The organism is Mycolicibacter longobardus (assembly GCF_002102265.1).
GTDB classification, from domain to species: domain Bacteria; phylum Actinomycetota; class Actinomycetes; order Mycobacteriales; family Mycobacteriaceae; genus Mycobacterium; species Mycobacterium longobardum.
Window position 1 is genome coordinate 52,568 of record NZ_LQPG01000039.1, and the last position, 21,913, is coordinate 74,480.

Consider the following 21,913-nt stretch of genomic DNA (forward strand, 5'->3'; position numbering starts at 1 on the left):
GGCACCGCCCAAAAACAGGATACGGGCGTGAGAGAGTCGAACTCATGAGGGGGAGAACACGATTCAATAATGGCCCGTTGCTGGGCGCAGCCATCACTGCCTTGGCGACATTGGTCGCCGGGGCCATCGGCTTCAGCGGCGACCACACACCGATGTCGCAGGTCGCGACCCGCGCGACCTGGGAAGCCCTCCCGACGGGATCCGCGCTGGCGACACTGGACAGCCTGGCGATCAAGGGCCGAGCCCCCAAGACCGGCTACGAACGCAGCCAATTCGGTCAAGCCTGGAGCGATGACGTCACCGTTGCCGGCGGGCACAACGGCTGCGACACACGCAACGACATCCTGCGCCGCGACCTGACCAACATCGACGTCAAGCCGGGGACCAGGGGCTGCGTCGTTCTGGCCGGGACGCTCAACGATCCCTACACCGGCACCGCCATCGACTTCCAGCGCGGCCAGGGCACCTCCAGCGCAGTGCAGATCGACCACATCGTTGCGCTGGCTGATGCGTGGCAGAAGGGCGCCCAATTATGGGATGCCGCTACGCGCCGCAACTTCGCCAACGACCCGCTCAACCTGCAGGCAGTCGATGGGCCGAGCAACCAACAAAAGGGGGCCGGTGACGCTGCCACGTGGCTGCCGGCCAACAAGGCCTACCGGTGCACCTATGTCTCCCGGATCGTCGAGGTCAAAGCGACCTACAACCTGTCGGTGACGCAGGCCGAACACGATGCGATCGCGCGGATCCTGACCGCCGGCTGTCCTACCCCCTAGCGGTGCCCGGCCGGCGCGATTGGTCGGGGGCCTGACGTGTCGCCGACCAATCGGGCAAACCGGAACCGGCACGATGGAAGACAAGACACGCATGAATTGCCGCGCGCTCGGGGGAGAACTGATTTGAGCACTGACATTTGTCGGACCACAGCAGCAGGAGTACGCCCGGGGTGGATCATCGACATCCCCGATGGGTGGGCTCAGATTCGCGTGACTGCGGTCAGTGAAGAACCGGGCGGGTTCATCCGTATCGACGGGGTTCGCACCGACAGTGATCAACCGGCCAGCTACCTGCTCTCGCCGATCGCGCACGTCGCCATCCGTCACAGTGACTAATCGGCACGACAGGCGAGCACGGCGGGGACTAGTCACACACCACCACCACTGACCCTTCGACAACCAGGAGTGAGGACATGTCGAATCCGATGGACGAGATCAACGGCACACACTGCCTGTGGTGTGGGAGCACGCTCAACAACCCCGACTTTCCAGGCCAGCTGTACTGCAGCGCCGGGCACAGCACCAAGCAGCGTGAGCATCGCGCCAAGATGAAGAGCCGCCGGCGGATCGCCTGCCCAACCCCGGGCCAGGACTCCTTCCCGAACCGAGGCACTGCCTTTCGCGCTGCGGCGCTCAAGCAGCAGTTCGCCTATCTGTGTGGGTGCGGGGTGTATCACCTCACCGCGGACCCGAGCCGCACAGGCCGACGAACGGCGACGAAGCGCCGGCCGGTCGGGCACCGCACCATCGAGCAGTTGGCGTCAGAGCTAGACAATGATCGCCCCCTGCGGCGGCGGTCCATTGGTGGGCCAACCTCCCACACCAGCGCCGACCGGCCAGCCGGCGAGCGCGGGAATGTTCGAGGGGCGTGTTCACCGGCGGCCTGAACACGGGCTGCTGATCTTTGCGCCGTCGGGCACCGCTCAATGTCCGGCGAGGGCTAATGCCAAGAGGGGGATTGAAGATGGCTGCAATGGGCAGTGTATTCGTTTCTGCACCAGGGGTTTCCGCGCGTGATATGGCCGAGCGTTTTCTTGCGGGCATGGGTGTTTCGGCGGAGGAGATCGCCAACGCGCAGTTCCGGTCGGCGGCCACCGAGGAGCCTGGATTTGCGATCCCGCGGGGGACTGACTACCACGGGTACGAAGCCGAGCAGGGTTTTCCGGCCTGGATTCGCGTCGGCCAGCTCGACGAGGCCTATCGCGCGCGCACGCTGGCTGATTACGAGGGCTACCCCCAGATCAACGACGCGTTGTTCGGTGCCACACATCTGATTCGACTGGTCTATGGCTACAACGCCGATTCGGAGCGCCGGGTCGCCGAATCGGTTCAAGGGCTGGCATCCGACCATCCTGTGGCATGGCTTGACGATGCGGGTGCCCTACATCGACCGTGACCGTGGACGGCGGCGGCCGGATGGATAGGGGAAACGAAGATGGTTGCACGACAAGGCCTTAGCGGACCGCCTGGAAGGCGCGCTGCGCACCGGTGACCGTGTCCGTCACCCGGAGCACGCGGAGCCTGGCACGGTCGTGCAACGGGTCGCTGCCTGGACTCCGAACGACCTCACCACATGCGCTCCGGACCTGGCAATGGTGCAAGTCGTCTGGGACGGCGAAGCTAATCCGTACTGGGAATATCTCGCCGAGCTCGAACGGGACTGAGCCGGGATTCACGGGTGCAGCACGTAGCTCACTTAGGCCGGTGGGATGTCTAGTGCGCTGATGTTGCTCGGGGTCATGTGTTGGGCCAGGGCATCGCGATGGGCGCGCAGTGAATCGCCGTATTTCGCTGCCGCGGCCTCGAAGTGGTGGGCTGCGGTCAGGGCGGCCTCGGCGCCGGCCTTGTAGTGCTCGACTCCATCCAGGAGATCTTCGACGGCGCCGGCCAGTAGCCGGTTGTTGTGTTCCAGGGCGAGGATGCGGGCGGCCTGGTCGGCGACGACGGAGGTCAGATCGTCAATCTGAGGATCTGGCGACGGTGTGGCGCTGGCCGGTAGCGCATCGCGGTAGACGTACCAGCGCAGGCGTTGGGGTTGCGGCTCAGCGCCACCACGCAGTGTGCCCTTGATGATCATGGCCCGCACCGTGCGGTGGTCACGGCCCAGGATGCGCGCGGCGGCGCGCAGGGAAACGATATCGGTGCTGGTCGGGACTGTTTCTACGCCAGGCGGCGGGTACTTGAGGCTGTGTGTCACGGCACCGCCTCTCGTGGATGGCCAGCTACAAAATGTCGCTATGTGATCTTAATCGTTGCATGCCGATTACCCGACACGAAGGCCATCTAGGACACCGAAGGACATTTTTTGCTCTACAGTGGCCTTCAGTAGTGGCGGAATCATCGACGGAGTAGGAGCGGATCGTGGCGAGTTCACGAGCAGTGGCCTACGGTGCCCGGCGCCGGACGCACAGCAGCGCCCCGGCGGCCACGCCCCGGCGTGTTGAGAATCGCGTGCTCGATGCCTTGATCGGGCTACGGCTGCAAAGCGATCACCAAAAGGCGCTGGACTGGAAGGCCAAGCAGCTGGGCTACAAGACGGCGCAGGACTGGATCCGGGACCGGATGATGCCCGAGATCGAGCAGGCCGTGGCCGAAATGCGTTCGGCTAACCAAGAAGAATCACTGGCTACAGCCTCCTAATCGGCTCCGCCGGCGTCGCGCCGCCGGAACGCAGCGATGGTTAACCATGCGCGTGTCCTACGTGGTTAACCATCGCAGTCATGCGACCATTCCTCGTGAAACACCCACGCGAGGGAGGTATTCGATGACCCCACGTCACCAATCACGGTGACACCTGCCGCCCGGCCGGCACCCCTACCGCACGAAATACCTGTCGATGCTCCGCCGCATTCCCACAGGCACATTCGTTGCAGATCTCACGCGGACACCCCCAGAAAAGACTTCAACCCCCGGCTGGAACCGAGGGTTGAGAGTCCACCGCCGAGTTACCGCTCGGCCGGGATGATCACGCGCACTGCCCTCTGACAAAGGGAACTGCTCAATGACACCTCTGACGATACCGCATGCCCATATGCAGGTTCGGGACAATCGAGCCGACACGCGGTGACCACTCTCGCTCCGGCGCGCCCGGTAGACGACACCTCACCTGGACCTGGCCCCGACCAGCTGTGGGCGGCCCTGGCACCCCGTATTGCAGCGCGCCCCACCATGCGCTTGTGGTCGCCTCAGCGCCGGTTCGGCCAGATCCGCCGGCTCACCGCGAAGGTTCCCAGCGCTCCGGCAGCGGTACCGATCTACGTACGCGGCCGCACCCGGCTCCTGGCGTTCGACCTCGACGCCAAGCATGGCGGCTCGGCGGCTGTGGCAGCTGACCGGCAGCGAATCCTGCACTGGCTCACCACCTGCGGCGCGCGTGCTGTCGTCGACCGTTCCACCAGCGGAGGCAGCCACATCCTGGTACCCCTAGCCGGGTGGGTCGGCTTGGAGACGCTTCGGCCACTGCTGGGGCAGGCCGCCGCGGCCTGCCCTTCACTGGACACCTCGCCGATGCTCAACCCGGCCTCGGGCTGCATCACCGTCCCTGGCTCACCATGCCGCGAGGGCGGCCACCGTCAACTGCTCGGCCAGACACTCACCCAAGCACTAGCCGTCTTAGCCAGCCCGAACCCAACTGACCTCATTGAGCGGCTCACCAGACACCTGGGCGCCTCGCCTGTCGAGGCGCCCGTAGCACCGTCTGCTTCACCTGCCAGTTGGTACTTCACCGGCACCGGCGCACACATGACCCTCCGGGAGCGCTACCAGCGCCGCACACCGATACCTGCCCCGGTGATCGCCTTCGCGGAGAGCGGCCAGCTCAAGGCGGGGAGCCGGTGGCAGAGCCGATCCGAGGCCCGCATGTCCGTTCTCGTGCATGCCCTGTGGCGAGGGCACAGCCTCGCTGACGTGCGCTCTCTAACGGGTCGCGGGCAGCCCTGGCACGCAGGCTTCAGCGCTGCTTACGAGCGCTACGGACAGCGTTCCGACGAGGCCTTAGTCCGTGACTGGGAGGCCGCCAGAGCGTGGCTGGAATCGATCCTGCCGACTGTCCAGCTAGGTACGCACAAGAGTCAAGAGCACACAGGGGGTAGGGGACCCACTCCCTCCCGGGCGGTCCACCAAGCCTGGCTGGCTCACGCGGTGCGCTGGTGCGACGTGACGCTACGTTCGAGTCCGCGGCGCTGGGTGATCGCTGCAGTCTTACAGGGGCTGGCGGTCTCGGCGGTACGTGCGGGTCAGGTGATCAATGGGGTGCCGGTGGTGGGTGTCGGTGGCCGGTCGCTATCACTTGCGTGCGGACTGATCAGCGAGTCGGCGGTGTGGTCGGCGCTGCGGCTGCTTCGAGACACCCCAGGATCTCCGGTGTTGCTGGTTGCGCGGGGGACGGGGCTGGGTGCGGATCGCTACGCGTTAGTCACTCCGGACGTGCGCGACGAGTATCCGGAGGGGCCGGGCCGGCCGCCGGTCGCCGGGGTGCACCCGGTCTGGTCGATTCTCGGACTGCAATACCGGAGGCTCTACGAGACGGTGCTCGACGGGGCCGTTGAGGCTGCGGAGATCGCCACAGCGGCTGCAGTGTCGCGCAGCAGCGGCTATGACGGCATCGCTGAACTGTGCCGGGTCGGGCTGCTGCGCAAGAACGGCAGTCGAGTCGAAGTGACCGACACCAGCCTGGATGACCTGGCCGTGCAATTGGGCGTCGCCGAGCAGCGGGCCGCCAGAATCGCAGCTCACCAGCAGGCCCGATCGCGGTGGCGACAGTGGCTGCAGGCCAGGGAACAACCGATCGTCGAGCCGGTCGGGCGTGACCAGCCGGCGGATCCTCCTACGGTGTGGCTGTCAGTCGACAGCGAGGTGGACCGGCAGGACTATCTGGCCTCGGTTCTGGCCACCGGTCCACCGCGTCTAACGCCCTGAATCGCCACCCCCATCGCGCATACTTAAACTGCGCGGTAAGAATCGGGGGGAGGGCGGATGATGCGATACGTCAGCGCAGTGGCCCTGCTGGTGGCTGCCGTCACCCTCCCACTCTCGCCGCCGGCGAACGCATCACCGAACATCGCGGGACTGATCGTCTTCCTCGACCCCGGACACAACGGCGCCAACGAGGGCAACAGCCGCCAGGTCCCCACCGGTCGCGGAGGAACCAAGGAATGCCAGACAAGCGGGACTGCAACAGCATCGGGCTATCCCGAGCACACCTTCACCTGGGACACCACCTTGCGGATCCGTGCAGCACTGACCGACCGCGGCGTACGCAGCGCGATGTCACGCGGCGACGACGCAAGCTCAGGCCCGTGCGTTGACGCCCGCGCCTCCGCAGCCAATGCCGTTGTGCCGGCGGCGATCATCAGCATTCACGCCGACGGAGGCCCGCTAGCCGGTAGGGGATTCCACGTCAACTACTCCGACCCGCCACTCAACGGCGTCCAGAGGGTCCAGGCCCCGGTTCTGGCCAAGACGATGCGCGACCAACTCGTCGAAGCGGGACTGACCCCCGCGGGCTACATCGGCACAGCAGGCCTCTACGGTCGGGCTGACCTCGCTGGCCTCAACCTCGCCCAATACCCGGCCGTGCTGGTTGAGTTGGGAAACATGCGCAACCCCCAGGACGCGGCGGCGATGGAAAGCCCCGAGGGCCGGCAACGCTACGCCGACGCCGTCGTGGCAGGAATCGTCTCTTACCTCACCACGCTCAGATAACTGACACCCCGGCGTGTCGTGGCCGCTGAAGTGTCAGACCGCCGCCATAGCCTCGAAGATGCGCCTCTCCTTAGGGAAGAGGTTGGTACGAAGAACAACCCGGGGGAAACGTGAGCAGCATCGCCACCTACCAGTGCATTGCTCAGGGCTGCACGGGGGCGGTCGAACAGCAGGGCGACGTGTGCACTGACTGCCGCGCGGTGTTCGACGGCTACATGGTCTACAACCCCGAGGGGCAAAGGCCGACCTCCGCTGAGGTCGCCGCCGCCGATGCGCGACTGCGGCACGCGTACGAACAACAGGCCGCCACGGAACTTGGTGTTGCACAACAGGATGCAAAACCGCGTCGCCGCAATCAAACGTGCTGGCTATGCACAGAACGCCGCACCTGCACACAGGAGGAAATGGGATGGGAATGCGACTTGTGTCGACCGGTTCAGTAGCACCGATCGAAGATGAGACGGTCGAGATCTTCTCCAGGCCGGTCGGCGGTGTGTACTGGCGACTCCAGGCCTCAGTCGACGTCACGGTGTCCAACCTCACCGAGTGGCTGACAAAATGGTTGCAGGACAACGACATCGTCGACGGTGAATGGATCGCGGGGAACAAGTGGGGTGGCAACGACAGTGCCATTGTCACTGCACACCCCACTACGACCCATGCCGCCTAAGTCCCTCTAAGACGGCCCCGGAGCGTCAAGGGGCGGCGACCGCGTCCCAGCAGTGGATGCGACCATTCCAGCGCCGCAGGTTCGTCGCTTCGGGATGGGTGGACATGTTGACCTCGGTATCGGCGAACACGCCCAGTTCGACAAGTTCGCGACGCAGGTGGACGCGGGTCTCAGCCTCCACCCTCGCCGCCGGGTGCAACGCGGCCTCACCGCGGCGGATATGAACCGTCACCGCAACATGGCCATCCCAGAGGTGGACCGCCTGCACGTCATAACCATCACTGGTCGACGTGCCCGGCTCGATGCACTCGGCCGGCACCGCGTAGAACAGCTCACCACCCACACCCGCCACCCAGTGCTCCTATCACCTGCGAACTACGCCACCCAGTACACAGCATCGCCGCTGCCACGCTCGGCGCGAAGCACCGCCACACCCGAGCCTGGACTCGTCACCGCAGCCTCGTCACAGTGCTTGGCCGCCGGTACAGTCAGATCAGGTCACAACGGCAACAGCGGGCCAGGGCACAACGGAACTGCGAGGAGGGGGGCGCGATGGCCGATCCGCGAATCCGGCTGACTCCAGCAGAAGCGGCCGCGCAAATGACAACGATCGGCGGCAAGCTCGAAAGCACCGCCGGCCAGGTCTCCAGCACCGCCGGGTCCGGCATCGACTCCCGCATCGCTGCCGCGGTGAGCCAGCAGGTCCAGACCAGCCGTGAGCTGGTCACCGCCGCGTCCAAGACTTCTGACAAGAGTAAATCGGCCGCAGAGGCACTCGGCGAGCAAGACAGGGCCAACCGCGGCAAGGTTGAGGCCGTCAAGTCCGACCTAGATGGGATGAAAGGCCGAAACGGGCCGTCGGGCCCTCGCCTTCCCCAGGACGGCGGCGGTGCATCGGGCCTGTCGTGGAAGCCCGGCGACAAACGCCGCCGGCCCTACCTGGTCGAACCCGGAGCACTTGGCCCGCCGGTGAACCCGCATGACCCGCTGATCGAGGTCGGTCCCCGATCAGGCATCTTCGTCCCCGAGAACGAGCTGCCCGGCGTCAAGGTCTACAGCCCCGGCGCCCTAGGCCCCCCGGTCTACCCGGACGATCCCTACATGGAACTCATCCCGGGCTCTGGGGTATGGGCACCTCAGAGCGACTTCCCCGGCGCTCAGTTCCTCAGCCCAGGTGCACTCGGGCCCAGTACCCAAACCGGTACCGGCGCCCCCGCCTACACCGAATGGCTGCCCGGCTCAGGGATCTGGCTCCCCAGCCAACAACTGCGCCCCTAACCTGGCCTACATCAACCACATCGCCCGGCGCACAAAGTCTGCCCCGCCTGGTGTCGCTGCACCCCTGGCCACCAACGCGGCGCATACGGTCACTAGAACCGGGCCAAACCAACCTGCTCACACGCACGCGGCCCGGCTGACCGGAACATGTTCCAGCACAGGGGGAATCAGCAATGGATGAATTCTGGGCGAACGTCGACGCCTGCCTGGACGCAGTCGAAATGGCCTCAACTGTCGACGAAGTCATGTCGATCCTGAACCACCACTTCCTGCCGTCTAGCGGCGAAGCATTCTTCGGAGGCTCCGGCGGCGACCGCCAACTCATCCACGCGCTGCGTGAGGCCGGGTGGCGAATTGTTTGGGCCGAAGCCGACTACTACTTCGTTGCCAGCGACAAGAACGGTGACCTGTTGACCTACGCCGAAGGCGACGTCGAGCGCGGCGACAGCCGCCCAGCAGAACTCCGCGACTGAGCACCGTTTAGCTGCGCTATTCCCCGACCTGACGCAACCGCTCGTCAGCTTCGATAGCGTACGCGTCGCCCAGCCACTCAGTATTCGGCAGGTCAGTACCGATCTCCTCCGGATCAATTCTCACCGCGCCGGCGTCGGTATTGCCGGTGTAGGGCACCATCGGTCGATCCACCCAATGCCGGCCGACCACGCCAACGGCGTGAACGGTGACCGGGAGGAACCGCTTCTGCTGCGCGAGCCGGGCGGTGTGCCTACCCAAGCAATCGTCGCAGATATTGAGGACCAACTCCTCGCCGTCGAAGCTGTCCCAGAACGTCGAACCGTAGTGGCCGTACGTCCGAAACTCGGTGCCCTCCTGGGGCTGGTTCTCCGACTCTACGAAGGTGTTCAACAACGTTTTGCCGCATGCAAAGCAGGGCAACATGGCTTCTCTACTCATGGTCTTCCCCTTTCATGTCAGACAAGCTGGCTTGATCGCTCCGGTGTCAAAGCCATGCCGAAAATGGCTGGCGACAAGGGGGGTGAAACAACAGGCCTGGATTGCATCCGGGCAACCAACCCCTCCCCACGGAACACCGCAGTTAGTCGGCCCGTGCCCGTGTTGCAGCCGCGAACCCCACAGACGGCGCGCCACGATGAAACGAGCAGCTGGGTGAAGTGACGGCCAACCGGGGGAGTCGGCCAGGCGTCCCAGCGGAGGTCAGGGGGAGCAGGTGCAGTTCGAGGCCAGTCGTGAGGACGCCGGCACGTACCGCAGTGCAGCGAGGAAACATGCTGCCCAATCCGGACCGGGTCGCCTCGGCCGCGAACTGGTGGCGGCACGTCGGGCCATCGGGGCGGCGGCGCGGTGACCGCGGCAGTCTCGGCGCTCCCGGACCGCACGCAGGATGTCGGCGCCGGCCCGCCGTTGCGGGGATGGCAACGCCGGGCCCTGGTCAAGTACCTGGCGGCCAAGCCCCGGGACTTTCTCGTGGCTGTGTCAACCCGATCTGGGACCACGATGACGGCCTGACTGGGACCCACCTGGCACCGGCTAATCACGCCCTTGGTCTCGGTGGTCACTGCCGAGTGGCGAGGGCTATAGGTATCTGCAGACCTGATCGGGGCTACAGGTTTCGGGCTCTGGGAGGGCTGCATCGTCGCGGAGCGCAGCCACGTTGTCGCGAAGTGTTGTGAGGTCGGCGATCTGCGCGTCGATGTCGGCAAGGCGCGCGTCCAGCAGGTCACGTACGTGGCCGCAGGGAGCTTGGCCGTGGTCGCGGATGTCGAGGATCTGCTTGATCTGGGCGAGGGTGAGCCCGGCCGCTTGGCCGCGGTGGACGAAGTCGATCCGGCTGACCGCGTCGGGGGTGTAGTCGCGGTAGCCGGCCGGTGTGCGTTCGGCCGGGGGCAGCAGCCCTTGCTCTTCGTAGAACCGCAGAGTCTTGGTGGTCGTGCCTGCCGCCTCGGCGAGTTCTCCGATCCGCATCCCGGCCTCCATCGTGTCGCAGGTCTCGCTTGACCTTCCCCTTTACTGGAAGGTCCAGTATCGCTGCATCAGGAGCGTTTCCCAACAGTTCTGGGAGGAATCGGGATGCAGACCAGGTACGACCTCGCGATCATCGGATCCGGCGGCGGTGCGTTCGCGGCGGCCATTCGTGCGACCTCTCTGGGCAAGTCGGTGGTGATGGTCGAGCGTGGCACGTTCGGCGGCACGTGTGTGAACACCGGCTGCGTGCCGTCGAAGGCACTGATCGCAGCCGCGGAGGCCCGGCACGTGGCCGCGGACGCGCCGACCCGGTTCCCGGGCATCGCCAGCGTCGCGGGCGCGGTGGACATGCCGGCCCTGATCGGCGGAAAGCAGGATCTCGTCGAGGCCCTGCGGGGTGAGAAGTACGTCGACGTCGCCGACTCCTACGGTTGGCAGGTCCGCCGCGGCAACGCCGCGTTCGCCGGCACTCCGGATTCGCCCCTGCTCGAGGTCGCCGCGGCGGATGGCAGCGTCGAGACCATCGAGGCAGCGCAGTACCTGGTGGCCACCGGGTCCCGTCCCTGGGCCCCGCCGATCCAAGGGTTGGAGGAGGCCGGGTACCTGACCTCGACTACGGCGATGGAGTTGACCGAGGTCCCCGACTCGCTGCTGGTGCTCGGTGGTGGCTACGTGGCCCTGGAGCAGGCGCAGCTGTTCGCCCGGCTCGGGTCGACGGTGACCCTGCTGGTTCGGTCCCGGCTCGCGTCGAAGGAGGAGTCGGAGGTCTCCAAGGCGCTGCAGGAGGTCTTCGCCGATGAGGGCATCCGGGTGGTCCGCCGAGCGGTCCCGACCCGCGTGACCCGCGACGCCGCCACCGGCCAGGTGGTGGTGACCGCGGACGTCTCCGGTGGCGCGCAGGAGTTCCGCGCCGACGAGGTTCTGGTCGCTCTCGGCCGCCGACCGGTGACCGACGGGCTCAACCTCGACGCGGTCGAGGTGAAGACTGGCGAGGTCGGCGAGATCGTGGTCACCGACCAGCTGCAGTCCTCCAACCCGCGGATCTGGGCGGCCGGTGACGTGACCGGGCACCCCGAGTTCGTCTATGTCGCCGCCCACCACGGCACCGTGGTCGCCGAGAACGCCTTCACCGACGCCGAGCGGTCGGTGGACTACATGCGGCTGCCCCGGGTCACGTTCACCAGTCCCGCGATCGGCGCAGTCGGGATGACTGAGGCCCAAGTCCTCGCGGCCGGGATCCGCTGCGACTGCCGGGTGCTCCCGCTGGAATACGTGCCGCGAACGCTGGTCAACCGGGACACCCGCGGCTTCATCAAGATGGTCGCCAACGCCGACACCGGCGAGATCCTCGGCCTGACCGCGGTCGCCAAGGACGCCGGCGAACTGGCCGCCGCGGGCGTCCACATCATCGGCAAGACCATCGCCGAGGTCGCCGACGCCTGGGCGCCTTACCTGACCATGACCGAGGGCATCCGGATCGTCGCGAAGGCCTTCACCACCGACGTCTCCAAGCTCTCCTGCTGCGCCTGACCCGCACCCACCCCACTCAACGAAGGAGGCATCCGCGATGTCGGACCTCAGCACCCAACTGCCCCAACGACTCACCCGACCCGAGGAGACCGGCCTTGACGCCGGCCTGCTGATCCCGCTGCTGCGGCTGCTCGTCGACGGCGACCCCGTCACCGTCGAGCAACTCGCCGCGGCCGGGAGCCGCACCCTCGATGACGTACGGCGCGGTCTCGCGGCGGTGCCGGACACCGAGTACGACGATCAGGGCCGGATCATCGGCCAGGGCCTCACCCTGCGCCCCACCCCGCACCGGTTCACCGTGGCCGGTGAGGAGCTCTACACCTGGTGTGCGCTGGACACGCTGATCTTCCCCGCCCTGCTGGACCGCCCGGCAAAGGTGGAGTCGGCCTCCCCGGTCAGCGGCGAGCCGGTTCGGGTCAACGTCGACCCCACAGAAGGTGCAACCAGCGTCGATCCGCCCACCGCGGTGGTGTCGCTGGTGAACCCGGAGCAGATCACCTCGATCCGTTCCTCCTTCTGCAACCAGGTGCACTACTTCACCTCCCCCGAGGACGCCGCGGGCTGGCTGGCCGAGCACCCCGGCGCGGAGGTGGTCCCGGTGGCCGAGGCGTGCCGGATCGGGGCCGCCCTCGCCACCGGCCTGCTCAACCGCCTCCAGGCGCCCGCCGCGGCCGACGACAGCCACAGCTGCTGCTGACCCATACCCACTGAAGGGAATGAGAACACCGATGATGTCCAACCACGACGATCGCCCGGGAGGCAGCGGCCTGCTCCTCGGAGCCGGCGCCGCGCTGCTCATGGTCGCCTGTTGCGCCTTGCTCCCCATCCTCATCGCCGGTGGCGCGATCGCCGGTATCGGCGCGTTCCTCCGCAACCCGTGGGTCATCGGCGCCGGGATCGCCCTGGCGATCCTCGCGCTGATTGCCATCTCCCGCCGCGGCGGCGGCACCGCCGGCCACGGCTGCTGCCCGCCCATGCCCACCAACGAAAACGTCGACCCGAAGGACGAGCAGAACCGATGAGAATCACCCGCCGCCACCACGCCGCGCTCTCGATCGCCGCCGTACTCGCCGCCGGATCGCTGACCCTGACCGCCTGCGGCAACAGTGCCGACCCCGCGACCGCCGGTTCCGGTTCACCCGCCACCGTGACCAGCGTCGATGGCCAGCAGATCAGCCTGCCCGCCAACGGGAAGCCCACCGCGGTGTTCTTCTTCTCCGTCGGGTGCGGCGAATGCGTCAACGGCGTCCGGTCCCTCGGCGAGGCCGCCACCACCGCCGAGAACGCCGGCACCGTGGCAAGCTTCCTCGCCGTCGACATGGACCCCGGCGAATCCAAGGCCCTGATCGGCGACTTCATGGAGTCCGTCGACGCCGAACACGTACCGGCCGCAATCGACGATGGCGCGGCACTCTCCCGGCGATTCGAGGTGGCCGCTCTGTCCACCCTGATCGTCGTCGACGCCGACGGCACGGTGACCTTCCGCGCCACCGACCCCGACGCCGCGACGATCACCGCCGAACTGGCAAAGGCCGGAGCCTGACCCATGGGCGGACTGCTCACCCTCGCCTTCGCGGCCGGCATGGTCGCGCCCGTGAACCCGTGCGGGTTCGCGCTACTCCCGGCCTGGATCACCCACACCCTCGGCGACACCGATGCCTCAACGGTCCCGGTGCGGCTGCTGCGGGCGCTGCGGGCCGGTCTCGTGTTGGCGGTGGGGTTCGCCGGCACCCTCGCGGCAGCTGGCCTGGTAGTCAGCGCCGGCGCCCGAGGGCTGATTCGCGCCGCGCCGTCGCTTGGCCTGGCCGTCGGCATCCTGCTGGTGGTTCTCGGCCTGTGGATGCTAGCCGGACGCTCGGTCTCGGTGCGGGTGCCTCGGATCCCCGGCCGGGCAGCCGCGGGACTCCCACCCACTGCCCGGATGGCTGCGTTTGGGGTCGGCTACGCGCTGGCTTCGCTGTCGTGCACGTTCGGGGTGATCCTCGCGGTCATCGCGCAGGCGCAGGCCACCTACAGCTATGCCGGGCTCCTGCTCGTCTTCGGTGTCTACGCTGCTGGCTCGGCGACCGTCCTGCTGCTGCTCGCCCTGGCCACCGCCGCGGCAGGCAGCGGACTCACCCGCCACGTCGCGCGATTGGCCCGCCATGGCCCACGGGTCACCGCTGTCGTCCTGCTGCTCACCGGCGCCTATCTGGCCTGGTACTGGTACCCGGCGGCCACCAGCGACGCCCCGGTCGCCGCGGGCCGTGGTGGCGGACTCACTGACGTCTCCGCGGTGGTCTCCAGCTGGATCCAGACACGGGCGACACTCATCGGCGCGCTCGCTGCCGCGTCTGCGCTGGTAGTGCTGGCGCTCGGGGTTCTCCAGCGACGCCGCCGGATCCTTCGGGGGCGCCCGATGACCACGCGGGACAGCACGCAGTGACAGCCCACCGGGTGCGGCGTGCGCACGAAACAGGCTCGGTTGATTGCGTCACCGCGACGCGTTCCCTGACCGGGTCGACGCCAGCCGGTAGGAGTCGGTACCAGTTTCGATGATGTTGCCGCCGAAGGTGAGGCGGTCGACGATGGCCGCGCACAGGCGCGGGTCCGTGAAGGTCTTGGTCCAGCCGGCGAAGCCCTCGTTGGACGCGATTGCCACGCTGTTCTTCTCCTCTCGCTCGGTGAGGACCTGGAAGAGGAGTTCGGCGCCGCGGCGGTCCAGTTCCATGTAGCCGAGCTCGTCAATGCAGAGCAGGTCGACGCGGCCGTAACGAGCGATCGTGCGGGCCAACTGCTTCTCATCGGCTGCTTCTACAAGCTCGTTCACCAGCCTCGTGGCGAGGGTGTACTTTACCCGGAATCCCTTTTCCGCGGCTGCGGTCCCCATGCCGATGAGCAGGTGAGACTTGCCGGTGCCGGAATCCCCGATCAGGCACAGCGGCTGGCCCTTCCGCACCCACTCGCCGGTCGCCAACTGGTGGATGGTGGCGGGGTTGATGTTCGAGTTGGCGTCGAAGTCGAAGTCCGCGAGGAACTTGCTCCGCGGGAACCCGGCGCCGTTCACGCGCCGGATGGTGGACCGACGGTCGCGGTCGTCGCACTCGGCCAGGAGCAGCTCGGCGAGGAATCCGGTGTAGGTCAACTGGTCCTTGTTCGCCGCCGCGACCGCGTCGCCAAGCAGGGCCCGCATGGTCGGGAGCCGGAGCCTCCGGCAGGCCTGGTCGACCGCCGCTACGGCGGCTTCCTCGGTCAGGCCGCGGCGGCGGCGCAAGGTGGTGGTCACGCTGGTGACTGTGCTCATCGGGGTGCTCCGCTCTCATCGGGACTCATCGGGTCGGGGTGGTGGTCGGTGCCGGTGCGGCGGCCGAGCAGTTGCTGGTATTTCTCCATCGACGGCAGCGGCCGGGTGTCGGGCGGGAGGCCGGCGATGACCGCGGCCGGGTCGAGCAGCAGGCGTTCGGTGAGGGACACGACCTTCCGGCTGCGCTTGGCGTCGCCATCTCGTCGTTCGCCATCGCTGGGCTGCGCAACGGGATGACGGTCTGAACTGGCCCCGGTGGGCGCTGCGAGGGTGGTGTGCAGGCGTGCTTCGACCGCGACCACATCAGCTGAGACTGCACCGACGCTCACTGCGGCGAGCAGCCCGGCTTCGACTTCGTCGGCGGCCATGGCGCGGTGCAGTAGGAGCACGTCGATCAGTTCCCGGGTGCCGACCGCATCCCCGAGCCGCCTGCGGGCGTTCGCCCAGAACGCCTCATGCGCAGGCGTGAACGCCCCCGATTCGCGGGCCTGCGCCAACGCGGTGGAGCCTGGCAATGCGCCCGGCTTACCCTTGAGCACCTCGAGGTAGTGGTCGAGGTTCACCGACTGGCCACCCCTTGTGATGACGCGGGCGTGCCGGGCGATCTGGAGTCGGCCGTCGAACACGACGACCTCGGATGCGCGCAAGGAGACGCGGACGCGGCGGTGGATGAACCGCGCCGGGACGGAGTACCGGGCCATGCGGACGGTGATCATCGCGGAGCGGTCGACCATCGGGTTCAGCATCAGCCCGGGGTCGAACCCCTCGACCGGGAGCGGCGCGAGGTTCTCGCGTTCGGTCGCGAAGTCCTCGCCGACGGTCCGGATCCGCGACGAGATCCGTCGGCGGTCGTCGGCGGCGTCCAAGGCACGGACCTTCTCGTTCAGCTCGTCGAGCGAGTCGACGACGGGCATGGGCACGAGGTGCTGGCGGCGGAACCGGCCGACGTCGCCTTCCACACCGCCCTTCTCATGTGCCCCGGCGATGCCCGGCTGGCAGTAGAACGCGTCGAACCCGAAGTGAGAGCGGAACAGCACCCAGCGGTCGTTCTCTACCCGCTCACGACCGCGCGCGTTGACGACCCGGGTGACTGCGGCGGTGAGGTTGTCGTACCGGACGTGCCGGGCGGGGATGCCGCCGATCTCGTTGAACGCGGCGATGTGGCCCTCGAGGAACGCCTCTTGGCCTTGGGTGGCGTAGATCCGGTGCACCGCCTTCCCGGAGTAACTCAACCTGAATGTGAAGAGGAAGACCTTCGTCTTCACCCCGGCCAGGATGACGTAGAGCTCGCCGAAGTCGACTTCTGCTTCTGCGCCTGGCGCGTGCTCCTGGGGGATCATGACTTCGACCCGGCGGCCAGCTTCGAGGCCGATCTGCGTGCGGCGGATGCGGACGTAGTCGCGAACCGTCGAGTACGACACCTCAATGGCGTCGTGTTCCTCGATGAGGCGGACGTGGATCCGGCGGGCGGTGTGCCGTTGCTTCCGCGGCGCCTCAAGGTCGGCGCGGAGCATGTCGTCGATGGCCGACTTGAACGGATCCAACCGGGGCGAGGAACGCACCGGGGTCTTCCGCGGCGGTGGTTCCGCGGACGTGAGGGCCCGGCGAACGGTGCCGCGTCCGACTTGGTGCTTGCGTGCGAGCGCTCGGATCGACATGCCCTCGACCCGGGCGTCCCGACGGATCGCAGCGAACAGTTCCACACGCACCCTCATCCCGAAACCCACTTCCGGTGCCGCGAGGACCGCTGGATGCGGGTCCTCCTGACGCCACGGAAGTGGGTCCAGATCAAGCCGTCACGACGCCACGCCGAAGCCCGGGTGGGTCCCGAATCAGACCGTCACACTGGTCCCGAATCAGACTGTCACCGCCATTCTCGCGGTGGCAACCCCAGGCTCAGGAAAGACCACCTTCGCGCTGCGGATCGCCGCCGAGCTGTTGGTCGAGGGCACAGTCGATCACGTCACTGTCGTGGTACCCACGGAGCACCTCAAGATCCAGTGGGCCCATGCGGCCGCCAGCTTGGGTATCGCCTTGGACCCGAGGTTCAGTAACTCGGCCGGCCACACTGCCCCGGACTACAACGGCGTTGTCGTTACCTACGCCCAGGTCGCCAGTCACCCCAGCCTGCACCGAATTCGCACCGAGAATCGCAGCACCCTGGTGATCTTCGACGAGATCCACCACGGGGGCGACGCCAAGTCCTGGGGGGATGCGATCCGAGAGGCGTTCGATGACGCCACCCGCCGACTCGCGTTGACCGGCACGCCATTTCGTAGCGATGACAGCACCATCCCGTACGTCACATATGCCCCCGATAACCACGGCATGATGCGCTCCCGCGCAGACCATGCCTACGGCTACGCCGAGGCCTTGGCTGACGGTGTGGTGCGGCCTGTGGTCTTCCTGGCCTACTCAGGTGAGTCCCGCTGGCGTGACAGCGCCGGCGCCGAACACGTCGCCAGGCTCGGCGAAACACAGAGCACCGAACAGATCGCGCGTGCCTGGCGCACCGCGCTCAACCCCGCCGGTGAATGGATTCCCGCGGTGATCACCGCCGCCGACACCCGGCTGCGGCGACTGCGCGAACACATCCCCGACGCCGGCGGCATGATCATCGCGTCAGACCAAGCCGCCGCCCGCGCCTACGCCGACCTGCTGACCACGATCACCGGCGAAGCCCCTACGGTAGTGCTCTCCGACGATCCAGGGTCATCGGATCGGATCGCCGAATTCGCGCGGGGCACCAGCCGCTGGCTGGTAGCGGTGCGCATGGTCTCCGAAGGCGTCGACGTGCCGCGGCTGTCGGTAGGTGTCTACGCCACAAGCGCCTCCACACCACTGTTCTTCGCTCAGGCCATTGGCCGGTTCGTTCGCTCGCGGCGCCCTGGGGAGACCGCCAGCATCTTCCTTCCGTCGGTGCCGAGCCTGCTGAAGCTGGCCAGCGAAATCGAGCAGCAACGGGATCACGTTCTGGGAAAGCCACACCGTGACAACGAACTCCCAGACGCACAGCCGGCCCGCCGCGGCGAGCCGGCGGATCCCGACGACGGCTTCGAAGCGCTCGGCGCCGACGCAGAGCTCGACCAGGTCATCTTCGACGGAGCCTCGTTCGGCACCACGGCCGCGGCCGGCAGCGACGAGGAGGCCGACTACCTCGGCATCCCCGGCCTGCTCGACGCCGGCCAGATCCGGGAACTGCTGACTCGACACCGACACCAACAACCCGCAGAGCCGCCAGCCGTAGGCCAAGCGCCGGCCCGGGCCCTGGTGCACGACCAACTGCGTCAGTTGCGCCAGGACCTCAACGTCCTGGTGTCAGTAGCCCACCACCGAACAGGTTTGCCTCACGGCGCAATCCACAACGAGCTGCGCAGACTGCGCGGCGGCCCACCGGTCGCGGCCGCCAGCGTCGACCAGCTCCGTGAACGCATCGAAGCGGTCAAGACCCTAGGCAGGGGCGGAAGGCGATGAACCGCCCAACCGCACTCGGCGCAGAGCGTGCCGGCTCCCTGGCCGGCTGGTGCTAGGTAACGGGGGAGAGAACACTCATGCACATCTACGAACTGGCCATGCAGATCAAGGCCGAAACCGAAGACGAAGCGCGCGCGATCGCCGTTGAGAGGATCCAGCGCAACGACGGATTCGACCTCGACCGGGTGGGCGAGTGATGGCCGGCACCTATGACCTTGATTTGTCCTGCAGCGGCGATGGTTGGGCAGGCACGTTCGCTGCCCTGATCGTGGCCACCGCCGATGATTTCCTCGCCGACGGCCCCTATGGCCCGGTCGAAATCACCCGAGACGACGGCGTCACCTTCACCGGTGAATTGGCCAGCCGATCTGGAAACGCGTTGGTACTTCAGGACCGTGCCAGCAACGCCTACCACGGGATCCACGTGGACGCCGTACTCAGGTTCCGGGCGTAGACCGCGCCACGCAATCCATCGGCACCACAACAAGGGGGGGAACACGAACATGGCAGATGTCCAGTCCACAGGGGCCCTTGCCGACGACCCGATCGGCGGACTGCTCACCGTCACTGACGGCATGATGCACTACCTGACCCGGTGCTGCGGTGCCAGCGCAAAAGGATCGGCCAACGGTTCGACCGGGGTGGTGTGCAGGGCGTGCTACTGCGATATCGACCCGGAGATCGGGAACGCCTGGATGGTCGACGACCCCGCATCGTGGAAGCAGTATCAGGACCGGTTGGCCGCCTACTTCGGTGACCAGGCGGCCGTGGTGGCCAACCAACTCCGTGAGCGAGCCCTCGAGCGAACCTACGGGTCCAGCCAGGCTGTCTAGGTCGAGGCAGCGGGGAGGCGAAGGAACGTGTTCACAGCGTTGGAGCGAGTGATCATCAGACCGAGGTCGGGTGCAGCACCACTGACCGGCCACTTCATGGGCTACAACCACTTCGGCGACCCGATGGTCGTGTACCACGACCATCCCCAAGGGCAGGAGTGGGGCCTGAGGCGTCGCGACGAAGTGACCGGCAACGGCGATCCCTGCGACTGCCCCGCTGCGCAGCTGGCGCGCCAACAGGCCTGAACCCCAACACCATGGCTGGGCCTGCGCGGCCCCGCGGAAACCGGCGAGAGGAACCACCCGAATGCGCTATCAGCACACCCACAATGCAGCGGCGTGCCCTGACTGCGCAGCCTGTACCCGGCGGTGGGGTCCCGGCCACCGCTGCGACAAGGTCCACGACCTGCGTGAAGGAGATGTCGTCACCGTCGGTAACAGCATCAAGCCGTGGCTGGTCAGATTCGCCGGGGACGTAGTAGTCACCGCCATCGATCCCGTCGGCCGGTATCACAGCTTCGGCCGCGGCTGCCCGCGTCCACTGTCAGAGCTCACGCCCGTCGGGCACCAGGAATCCGCGTGATGACCGGAGCCACCGATGGCCCCACCATGAAACATGCGCTGGTGACCATCAGCCACGATCGCACCGACAGCTGCGACGGCGTCTACGACTCCTACGACGACGCACTGGCCGCGGTCAACAGCATCTGCGCCACCTACGGGTGGCGCTACAACCTAGCCGCGGGCGTCATGCTCGGCGACCCGTTCGCTGAACCCCGAAACACCCCTGACCCGGCTCTGGACTGCCAGCAGGCCCCCGGCGAACAGTGGGCGGATATCGACGTCGCCATGTACTTCCGCATCACACCAGAAACAGCCGGCTGACCAGCCAGCTGACCTATAGGCAATGGACAGAAGGAGAGTCAGATGACCGAGGCCGAGGCCGAAGAGCTCGGCCGCCAGGCCCGCCGCGACGAGCGAGGCAATGTGCCCGTGGCGGATCCCCTCATCTACGCCGAGGTCGAAAACTCCCAAGTCGGCGAGAAGACCCACCTCATGCACGCCTTCAATCGCGGCTGGCATGCCGAGAATGCGGCAGCGGCCGACGAACCGGTGCGCCGCGTCGACGTCCACCCAGGCAGCACGGAGGACCTGAGATGAGCGCCAGCGAGGAGCAGGACCTGACGACCTGGAGTGTCGTGGGGCACTGGGAGTGCGGCGAGATCGTCGTCGAGTACGTGGTGGAAGGCGACCACCAAGACCCGCGCATCGATACCGGCTACTGGGATGAAGGCCTCTTCGCCGCATCCGGCCAAGGCCACACCGTGGAAGAGGCGATTGCCGCAGTGCGCGCAGAATATGAGGTAGCCCATGGCTGAGCAGACCGAGCTGGCGGCCGCGTGCGAACTCCTGCGGTCCGTCGTCAGCCGGTGGTATCGCCAAGGCTACGCCGGGGAATGCCTCGACGCTGCCGCAGCAGCCCTCGATGGGCTGGACGCACTCGAGGCCGCAGGCGGTGAAAGCACCGGTGACCCAACGGTATTGAAAGATCTGAGGGACCGGCTACAGGCGGCCGTCGACCGCCACCGCGAGTTGGGCCACGGCGGCAGCCTCACAGCCGCCGGCGCGCAGCTCGTCATGGCCATCGACAATCTGCGCCTGGGCCAATGAACCCCACAGCATTGCCAAAGCACTCGGTGAGCGTCGCCGGAATCGTCATCGACCCCGCCGGCCGGGTCCTGACGATTCAGCGCGCCGACAACGGGCATTGGGAGCCGCCAGGAGGCGTCCTGGAACTCAACGAGACCTTGGAGGAAGGCGTCCGCCGCGAGGTCTTCGAGGAAACCGGCGTCACCGTCGACGTGGAACGCCTCACGGGCGTCTATCAGAATCTCGCTAAAGGAGTCGTCGCCCTGGTCTACCGCTGCCGGGCGGTAGAGGGTACGGCGCATCCGACCGCTGAAGCTCGTGCTGTCCGCTGGATGGACCGCGAACAAGTAGCCGACGCCATGACAGAAGTCTTCTCCGTCCGCGTATTCGACGCCTTCGACGAGCGGGCCCACTCACGCACCCACGACGGAATCCGACTCTGCTACAGCGGGCACTGAGGACCAACAGGGGAGGAGCGGTGCGATGGGCACGGTGTGCGGGTGGAACGGCTGCCGCGAGCCGAAGGCCGACGCCGAGGACCGGTGTGAGGAGCACGAGTTCTCGCAGTGCGGCACTGAGGGATGCGACGGGGACGCTGACAGCGGCGACAGCTACGACGGTTACTGCGGGAACTGCGCCGACCGGCGCTACGGATGATCCTGACCGCCGCAGCATTCAGGGGCACGAGTCCCCGGAGAATCCGGCGTCGAGGAAGTCGGGGTCCGGACGCGTCACTACCTGATGAAGATGGGCCTGCTCGCTAACGTCGATTCAT

The 21,913-nt window shown here is 67.0% G+C and carries 31 protein-coding genes and 1 pseudogene; 26 read left to right on the forward strand and 6 right to left on the reverse strand.

The features are described from left to right. Positions 1-152: 152 nt before the first annotated feature. The 4 genes and pseudogenes from AWC16_RS19230 to AWC16_RS24095 all read left to right on the forward strand — a co-directional run. Positions 153-758: pseudogene (locus tag AWC16_RS19230) on the forward strand (HNH endonuclease family protein); the annotation flags it as partial. Positions 759-986: 228 nt separating this feature from the next. Further along, positions 987-1,112 carry a hypothetical protein gene (locus AWC16_RS25685; protein ID WP_272937821.1) on the forward strand — a complete coding sequence of 42 codons (126 nt, stop codon included), beginning with the start codon at positions 987-989 and terminating at the stop codon, positions 1,110-1,112. A gap of 628 nt (positions 1,113-1,740) precedes the next feature. Further along, the gene (locus AWC16_RS19240) at positions 1,741-2,172 is read left to right on the forward strand and encodes a hypothetical protein (protein WP_133055997.1); all 432 of its coding nucleotides are present in this window, start codon (positions 1,741-1,743) and stop codon (positions 2,170-2,172) included. A 43-nt stretch (positions 2,173-2,215) separates the two neighbouring features. Further along, positions 2,216-2,440: a hypothetical protein gene (locus AWC16_RS24095; protein ID WP_112683156.1), complete on the forward strand. Its 225-nt coding sequence runs from the start codon at positions 2,216-2,218 to the stop codon at positions 2,438-2,440. A gap of 32 nt (positions 2,441-2,472) precedes the next feature. Here AWC16_RS24095 and AWC16_RS19250 read toward each other — a convergent pair whose 3' ends face one another. Next, entirely contained in the window at positions 2,473-2,973 is a 501-nt protein-coding gene (locus AWC16_RS19250; RefSeq protein ID WP_085266333.1) for a hypothetical protein, read from the reverse strand. Between the two features lie 164 nt (positions 2,974-3,137). Here AWC16_RS19250 and AWC16_RS19255 point away from each other — a divergent pair, with 164 nt between their 5' ends. The 5 genes from AWC16_RS19255 (at position 3,138) to AWC16_RS19270 (ending at position 7,149) form a co-directional block, all read left to right on the forward strand. Next, the gene (locus AWC16_RS19255) at positions 3,138-3,416 is read left to right on the forward strand and encodes a hypothetical protein (RefSeq protein ID WP_085266334.1); all 279 of its coding nucleotides are present in this window, start codon (positions 3,138-3,140) and stop codon (positions 3,414-3,416) included. Positions 3,417-3,839: 423 nt separating this feature from the next. Beyond that, positions 3,840-5,693: a hypothetical protein gene (locus AWC16_RS24100; protein ID WP_133055998.1), complete on the forward strand. Its 1,854-nt coding sequence runs from the start codon at positions 3,840-3,842 to the stop codon at positions 5,691-5,693. A 57-nt stretch (positions 5,694-5,750) separates the two neighbouring features. Beyond that, positions 5,751-6,479 (forward strand): Rv3717 family N-acetylmuramoyl-L-alanine amidase, encoded by a 729-nt coding sequence (locus AWC16_RS19265; protein ID WP_085266336.1) that lies wholly within the window; start codon positions 5,751-5,753, stop codon positions 6,477-6,479. A 110-nt stretch (positions 6,480-6,589) separates the two neighbouring features. Then, entirely contained in the window at positions 6,590-6,922 is a 333-nt protein-coding gene (locus AWC16_RS24105) for a hypothetical protein (protein ID WP_133055999.1), read from the forward strand. Then, on the forward strand, positions 6,895-7,149 hold the full coding sequence (locus tag AWC16_RS19270; RefSeq protein WP_085266337.1) for a hypothetical protein: 255 nt from the start codon (positions 6,895-6,897) through the stop codon (positions 7,147-7,149). Before AWC16_RS24105 ends, AWC16_RS19270 begins: the two co-directional genes overlap by 28 nt. Before the next feature lie 25 nt (positions 7,150-7,174). On the opposite strand, the gene AWC16_RS19275 is transcribed toward AWC16_RS19270, so the two are convergent. Next, entirely contained in the window at positions 7,175-7,501 is a 327-nt protein-coding gene (locus tag AWC16_RS19275; protein ID WP_085266338.1) for a hypothetical protein, read from the reverse strand. Between the two features lie 200 nt (positions 7,502-7,701). Here AWC16_RS19275 and AWC16_RS19280 point away from each other — a divergent pair, with 200 nt between their 5' ends. Both AWC16_RS19280 and AWC16_RS19285 read left to right on the forward strand, forming a co-directional pair. After that, positions 7,702-8,427: a hypothetical protein gene (locus AWC16_RS19280; RefSeq protein WP_112683153.1), complete on the forward strand. Its 726-nt coding sequence runs from the start codon at positions 7,702-7,704 to the stop codon at positions 8,425-8,427. A gap of 173 nt (positions 8,428-8,600) precedes the next feature. Next, on the forward strand, positions 8,601-8,900 hold the full coding sequence (locus AWC16_RS19285; RefSeq protein ID WP_085266340.1) for a hypothetical protein: 300 nt from the start codon (positions 8,601-8,603) through the stop codon (positions 8,898-8,900). Positions 8,901-8,916: 16 nt separating this feature from the next. Here AWC16_RS19285 and AWC16_RS19290 read toward each other — a convergent pair whose 3' ends face one another. Further along, on the reverse strand, positions 8,917-9,339 hold the full coding sequence (locus tag AWC16_RS19290) for a hypothetical protein (protein WP_133056000.1): 423 nt from the start codon (positions 9,337-9,339) through the stop codon (positions 8,917-8,919). A gap of 639 nt (positions 9,340-9,978) precedes the next feature. Then, positions 9,979-10,368: a heavy metal-responsive transcriptional regulator gene (locus AWC16_RS19295; protein WP_006246584.1), complete on the reverse strand. Its 390-nt coding sequence runs from the start codon at positions 10,366-10,368 to the stop codon at positions 9,979-9,981. 105 nt (positions 10,369-10,473) lie between these two features. Between AWC16_RS19295 and merA the strand changes: the two genes are divergently transcribed. The 5 genes from merA to AWC16_RS19320 are packed head-to-tail and all read left to right on the forward strand — an operon-like array spanning position 10,474 to position 14,323. Further along, complete coding sequence (gene merA / locus AWC16_RS19300; protein ID WP_006246583.1) at positions 10,474-11,898, forward strand: mercury(II) reductase; 1,425 nt, start codon at positions 10,474-10,476, stop codon at positions 11,896-11,898. Positions 11,899-11,935: 37 nt separating this feature from the next. Continuing rightward, complete coding sequence (gene merB, locus AWC16_RS19305) at positions 11,936-12,595, forward strand: organomercurial lyase MerB (protein WP_085266342.1); 660 nt, start codon at positions 11,936-11,938, stop codon at positions 12,593-12,595. A gap of 31 nt (positions 12,596-12,626) precedes the next feature. Continuing rightward, on the forward strand, positions 12,627-12,920 hold the full coding sequence (locus AWC16_RS19310) for a hypothetical protein (protein WP_006246581.1): 294 nt from the start codon (positions 12,627-12,629) through the stop codon (positions 12,918-12,920). After that, a complete protein-coding gene (locus AWC16_RS19315) occupies positions 12,917-13,441 on the forward strand; it encodes a TlpA family protein disulfide reductase (RefSeq protein WP_006246580.1) in 525 nt (174 codons plus the stop codon). The genes AWC16_RS19310 and AWC16_RS19315 overlap by 4 nt, the downstream gene beginning before the upstream one ends. Before the next feature lie 3 nt (positions 13,442-13,444). Then, on the forward strand, positions 13,445-14,323 hold the full coding sequence (locus AWC16_RS19320; RefSeq protein WP_048472691.1) for a cytochrome c biogenesis CcdA family protein: 879 nt from the start codon (positions 13,445-13,447) through the stop codon (positions 14,321-14,323). A gap of 48 nt (positions 14,324-14,371) precedes the next feature. Here the strand turns inward: AWC16_RS19320 and istB are convergent, their stop codons facing one another. Together istB and istA are read right to left on the reverse strand one after the other, a co-directional pair. After that, positions 14,372-15,181: an IS21-like element helper ATPase IstB gene (istB, locus tag AWC16_RS19325; RefSeq protein ID WP_006246577.1), complete on the reverse strand. Its 810-nt coding sequence runs from the start codon at positions 15,179-15,181 to the stop codon at positions 14,372-14,374. Then, positions 15,178-16,896, reverse strand: a complete 1,719-nt coding sequence (gene istA / locus AWC16_RS19330; RefSeq protein WP_008720624.1) for an IS21 family transposase — start codon at positions 16,894-16,896, stop codon at positions 15,178-15,180. The genes istB and istA overlap by 4 nt, the downstream gene beginning before the upstream one ends. 130 nt (positions 16,897-17,026) lie before the next feature. On the opposite strand from istA, the gene AWC16_RS19335 reads away from it, so the two are divergent. From AWC16_RS19335 to AWC16_RS24510, 10 genes are all read left to right on the forward strand, one after another. Further along, positions 17,027-18,655 carry a DEAD/DEAH box helicase gene (locus tag AWC16_RS19335; protein WP_085266343.1) on the forward strand — a complete coding sequence of 543 codons (1,629 nt, stop codon included), beginning with the start codon at positions 17,027-17,029 and terminating at the stop codon, positions 18,653-18,655. A gap of 193 nt (positions 18,656-18,848) precedes the next feature. Further along, entirely contained in the window at positions 18,849-19,109 is a 261-nt protein-coding gene (locus AWC16_RS19340; RefSeq protein ID WP_133056001.1) for a hypothetical protein, read from the forward strand. A 49-nt stretch (positions 19,110-19,158) separates the two neighbouring features. Continuing rightward, entirely contained in the window at positions 19,159-19,488 is a 330-nt protein-coding gene (locus tag AWC16_RS19345) for a hypothetical protein (RefSeq protein WP_085266345.1), read from the forward strand. 48 nt (positions 19,489-19,536) lie between these two features. After that, positions 19,537-19,734, forward strand: a complete 198-nt coding sequence (locus tag AWC16_RS24110; RefSeq protein ID WP_133056002.1) for a hypothetical protein — start codon at positions 19,537-19,539, stop codon at positions 19,732-19,734. A gap of 336 nt (positions 19,735-20,070) precedes the next feature. Continuing rightward, positions 20,071-20,373 carry a hypothetical protein gene (locus AWC16_RS19355; protein WP_085266347.1) on the forward strand — a complete coding sequence of 101 codons (303 nt, stop codon included), beginning with the start codon at positions 20,071-20,073 and terminating at the stop codon, positions 20,371-20,373. Between the two features lie 42 nt (positions 20,374-20,415). Further along, a complete protein-coding gene (locus AWC16_RS19360) occupies positions 20,416-20,649 on the forward strand; it encodes a hypothetical protein (protein WP_085266348.1) in 234 nt (77 codons plus the stop codon). Beyond that, on the forward strand, positions 20,646-20,867 hold the full coding sequence (locus AWC16_RS19365; RefSeq protein WP_085266349.1) for a hypothetical protein: 222 nt from the start codon (positions 20,646-20,648) through the stop codon (positions 20,865-20,867). The genes AWC16_RS19360 and AWC16_RS19365 overlap by 4 nt, the downstream gene beginning before the upstream one ends. Further along, positions 20,860-21,159: a hypothetical protein gene (locus tag AWC16_RS19370; RefSeq protein WP_085266350.1), complete on the forward strand. Its 300-nt coding sequence runs from the start codon at positions 20,860-20,862 to the stop codon at positions 21,157-21,159. Before AWC16_RS19365 ends, AWC16_RS19370 begins: the two co-directional genes overlap by 8 nt. Then, complete coding sequence (locus AWC16_RS19375; protein ID WP_085266351.1) at positions 21,156-21,596, forward strand: NUDIX hydrolase; 441 nt, start codon at positions 21,156-21,158, stop codon at positions 21,594-21,596. The genes AWC16_RS19370 and AWC16_RS19375 overlap by 4 nt, the downstream gene beginning before the upstream one ends. A gap of 25 nt (positions 21,597-21,621) precedes the next feature. After that, entirely contained in the window at positions 21,622-21,795 is a 174-nt protein-coding gene (locus tag AWC16_RS24510; RefSeq protein ID WP_165759269.1) for a hypothetical protein, read from the forward strand. The last annotated feature ends 118 nt before the right edge of the window (positions 21,796-21,913 follow it).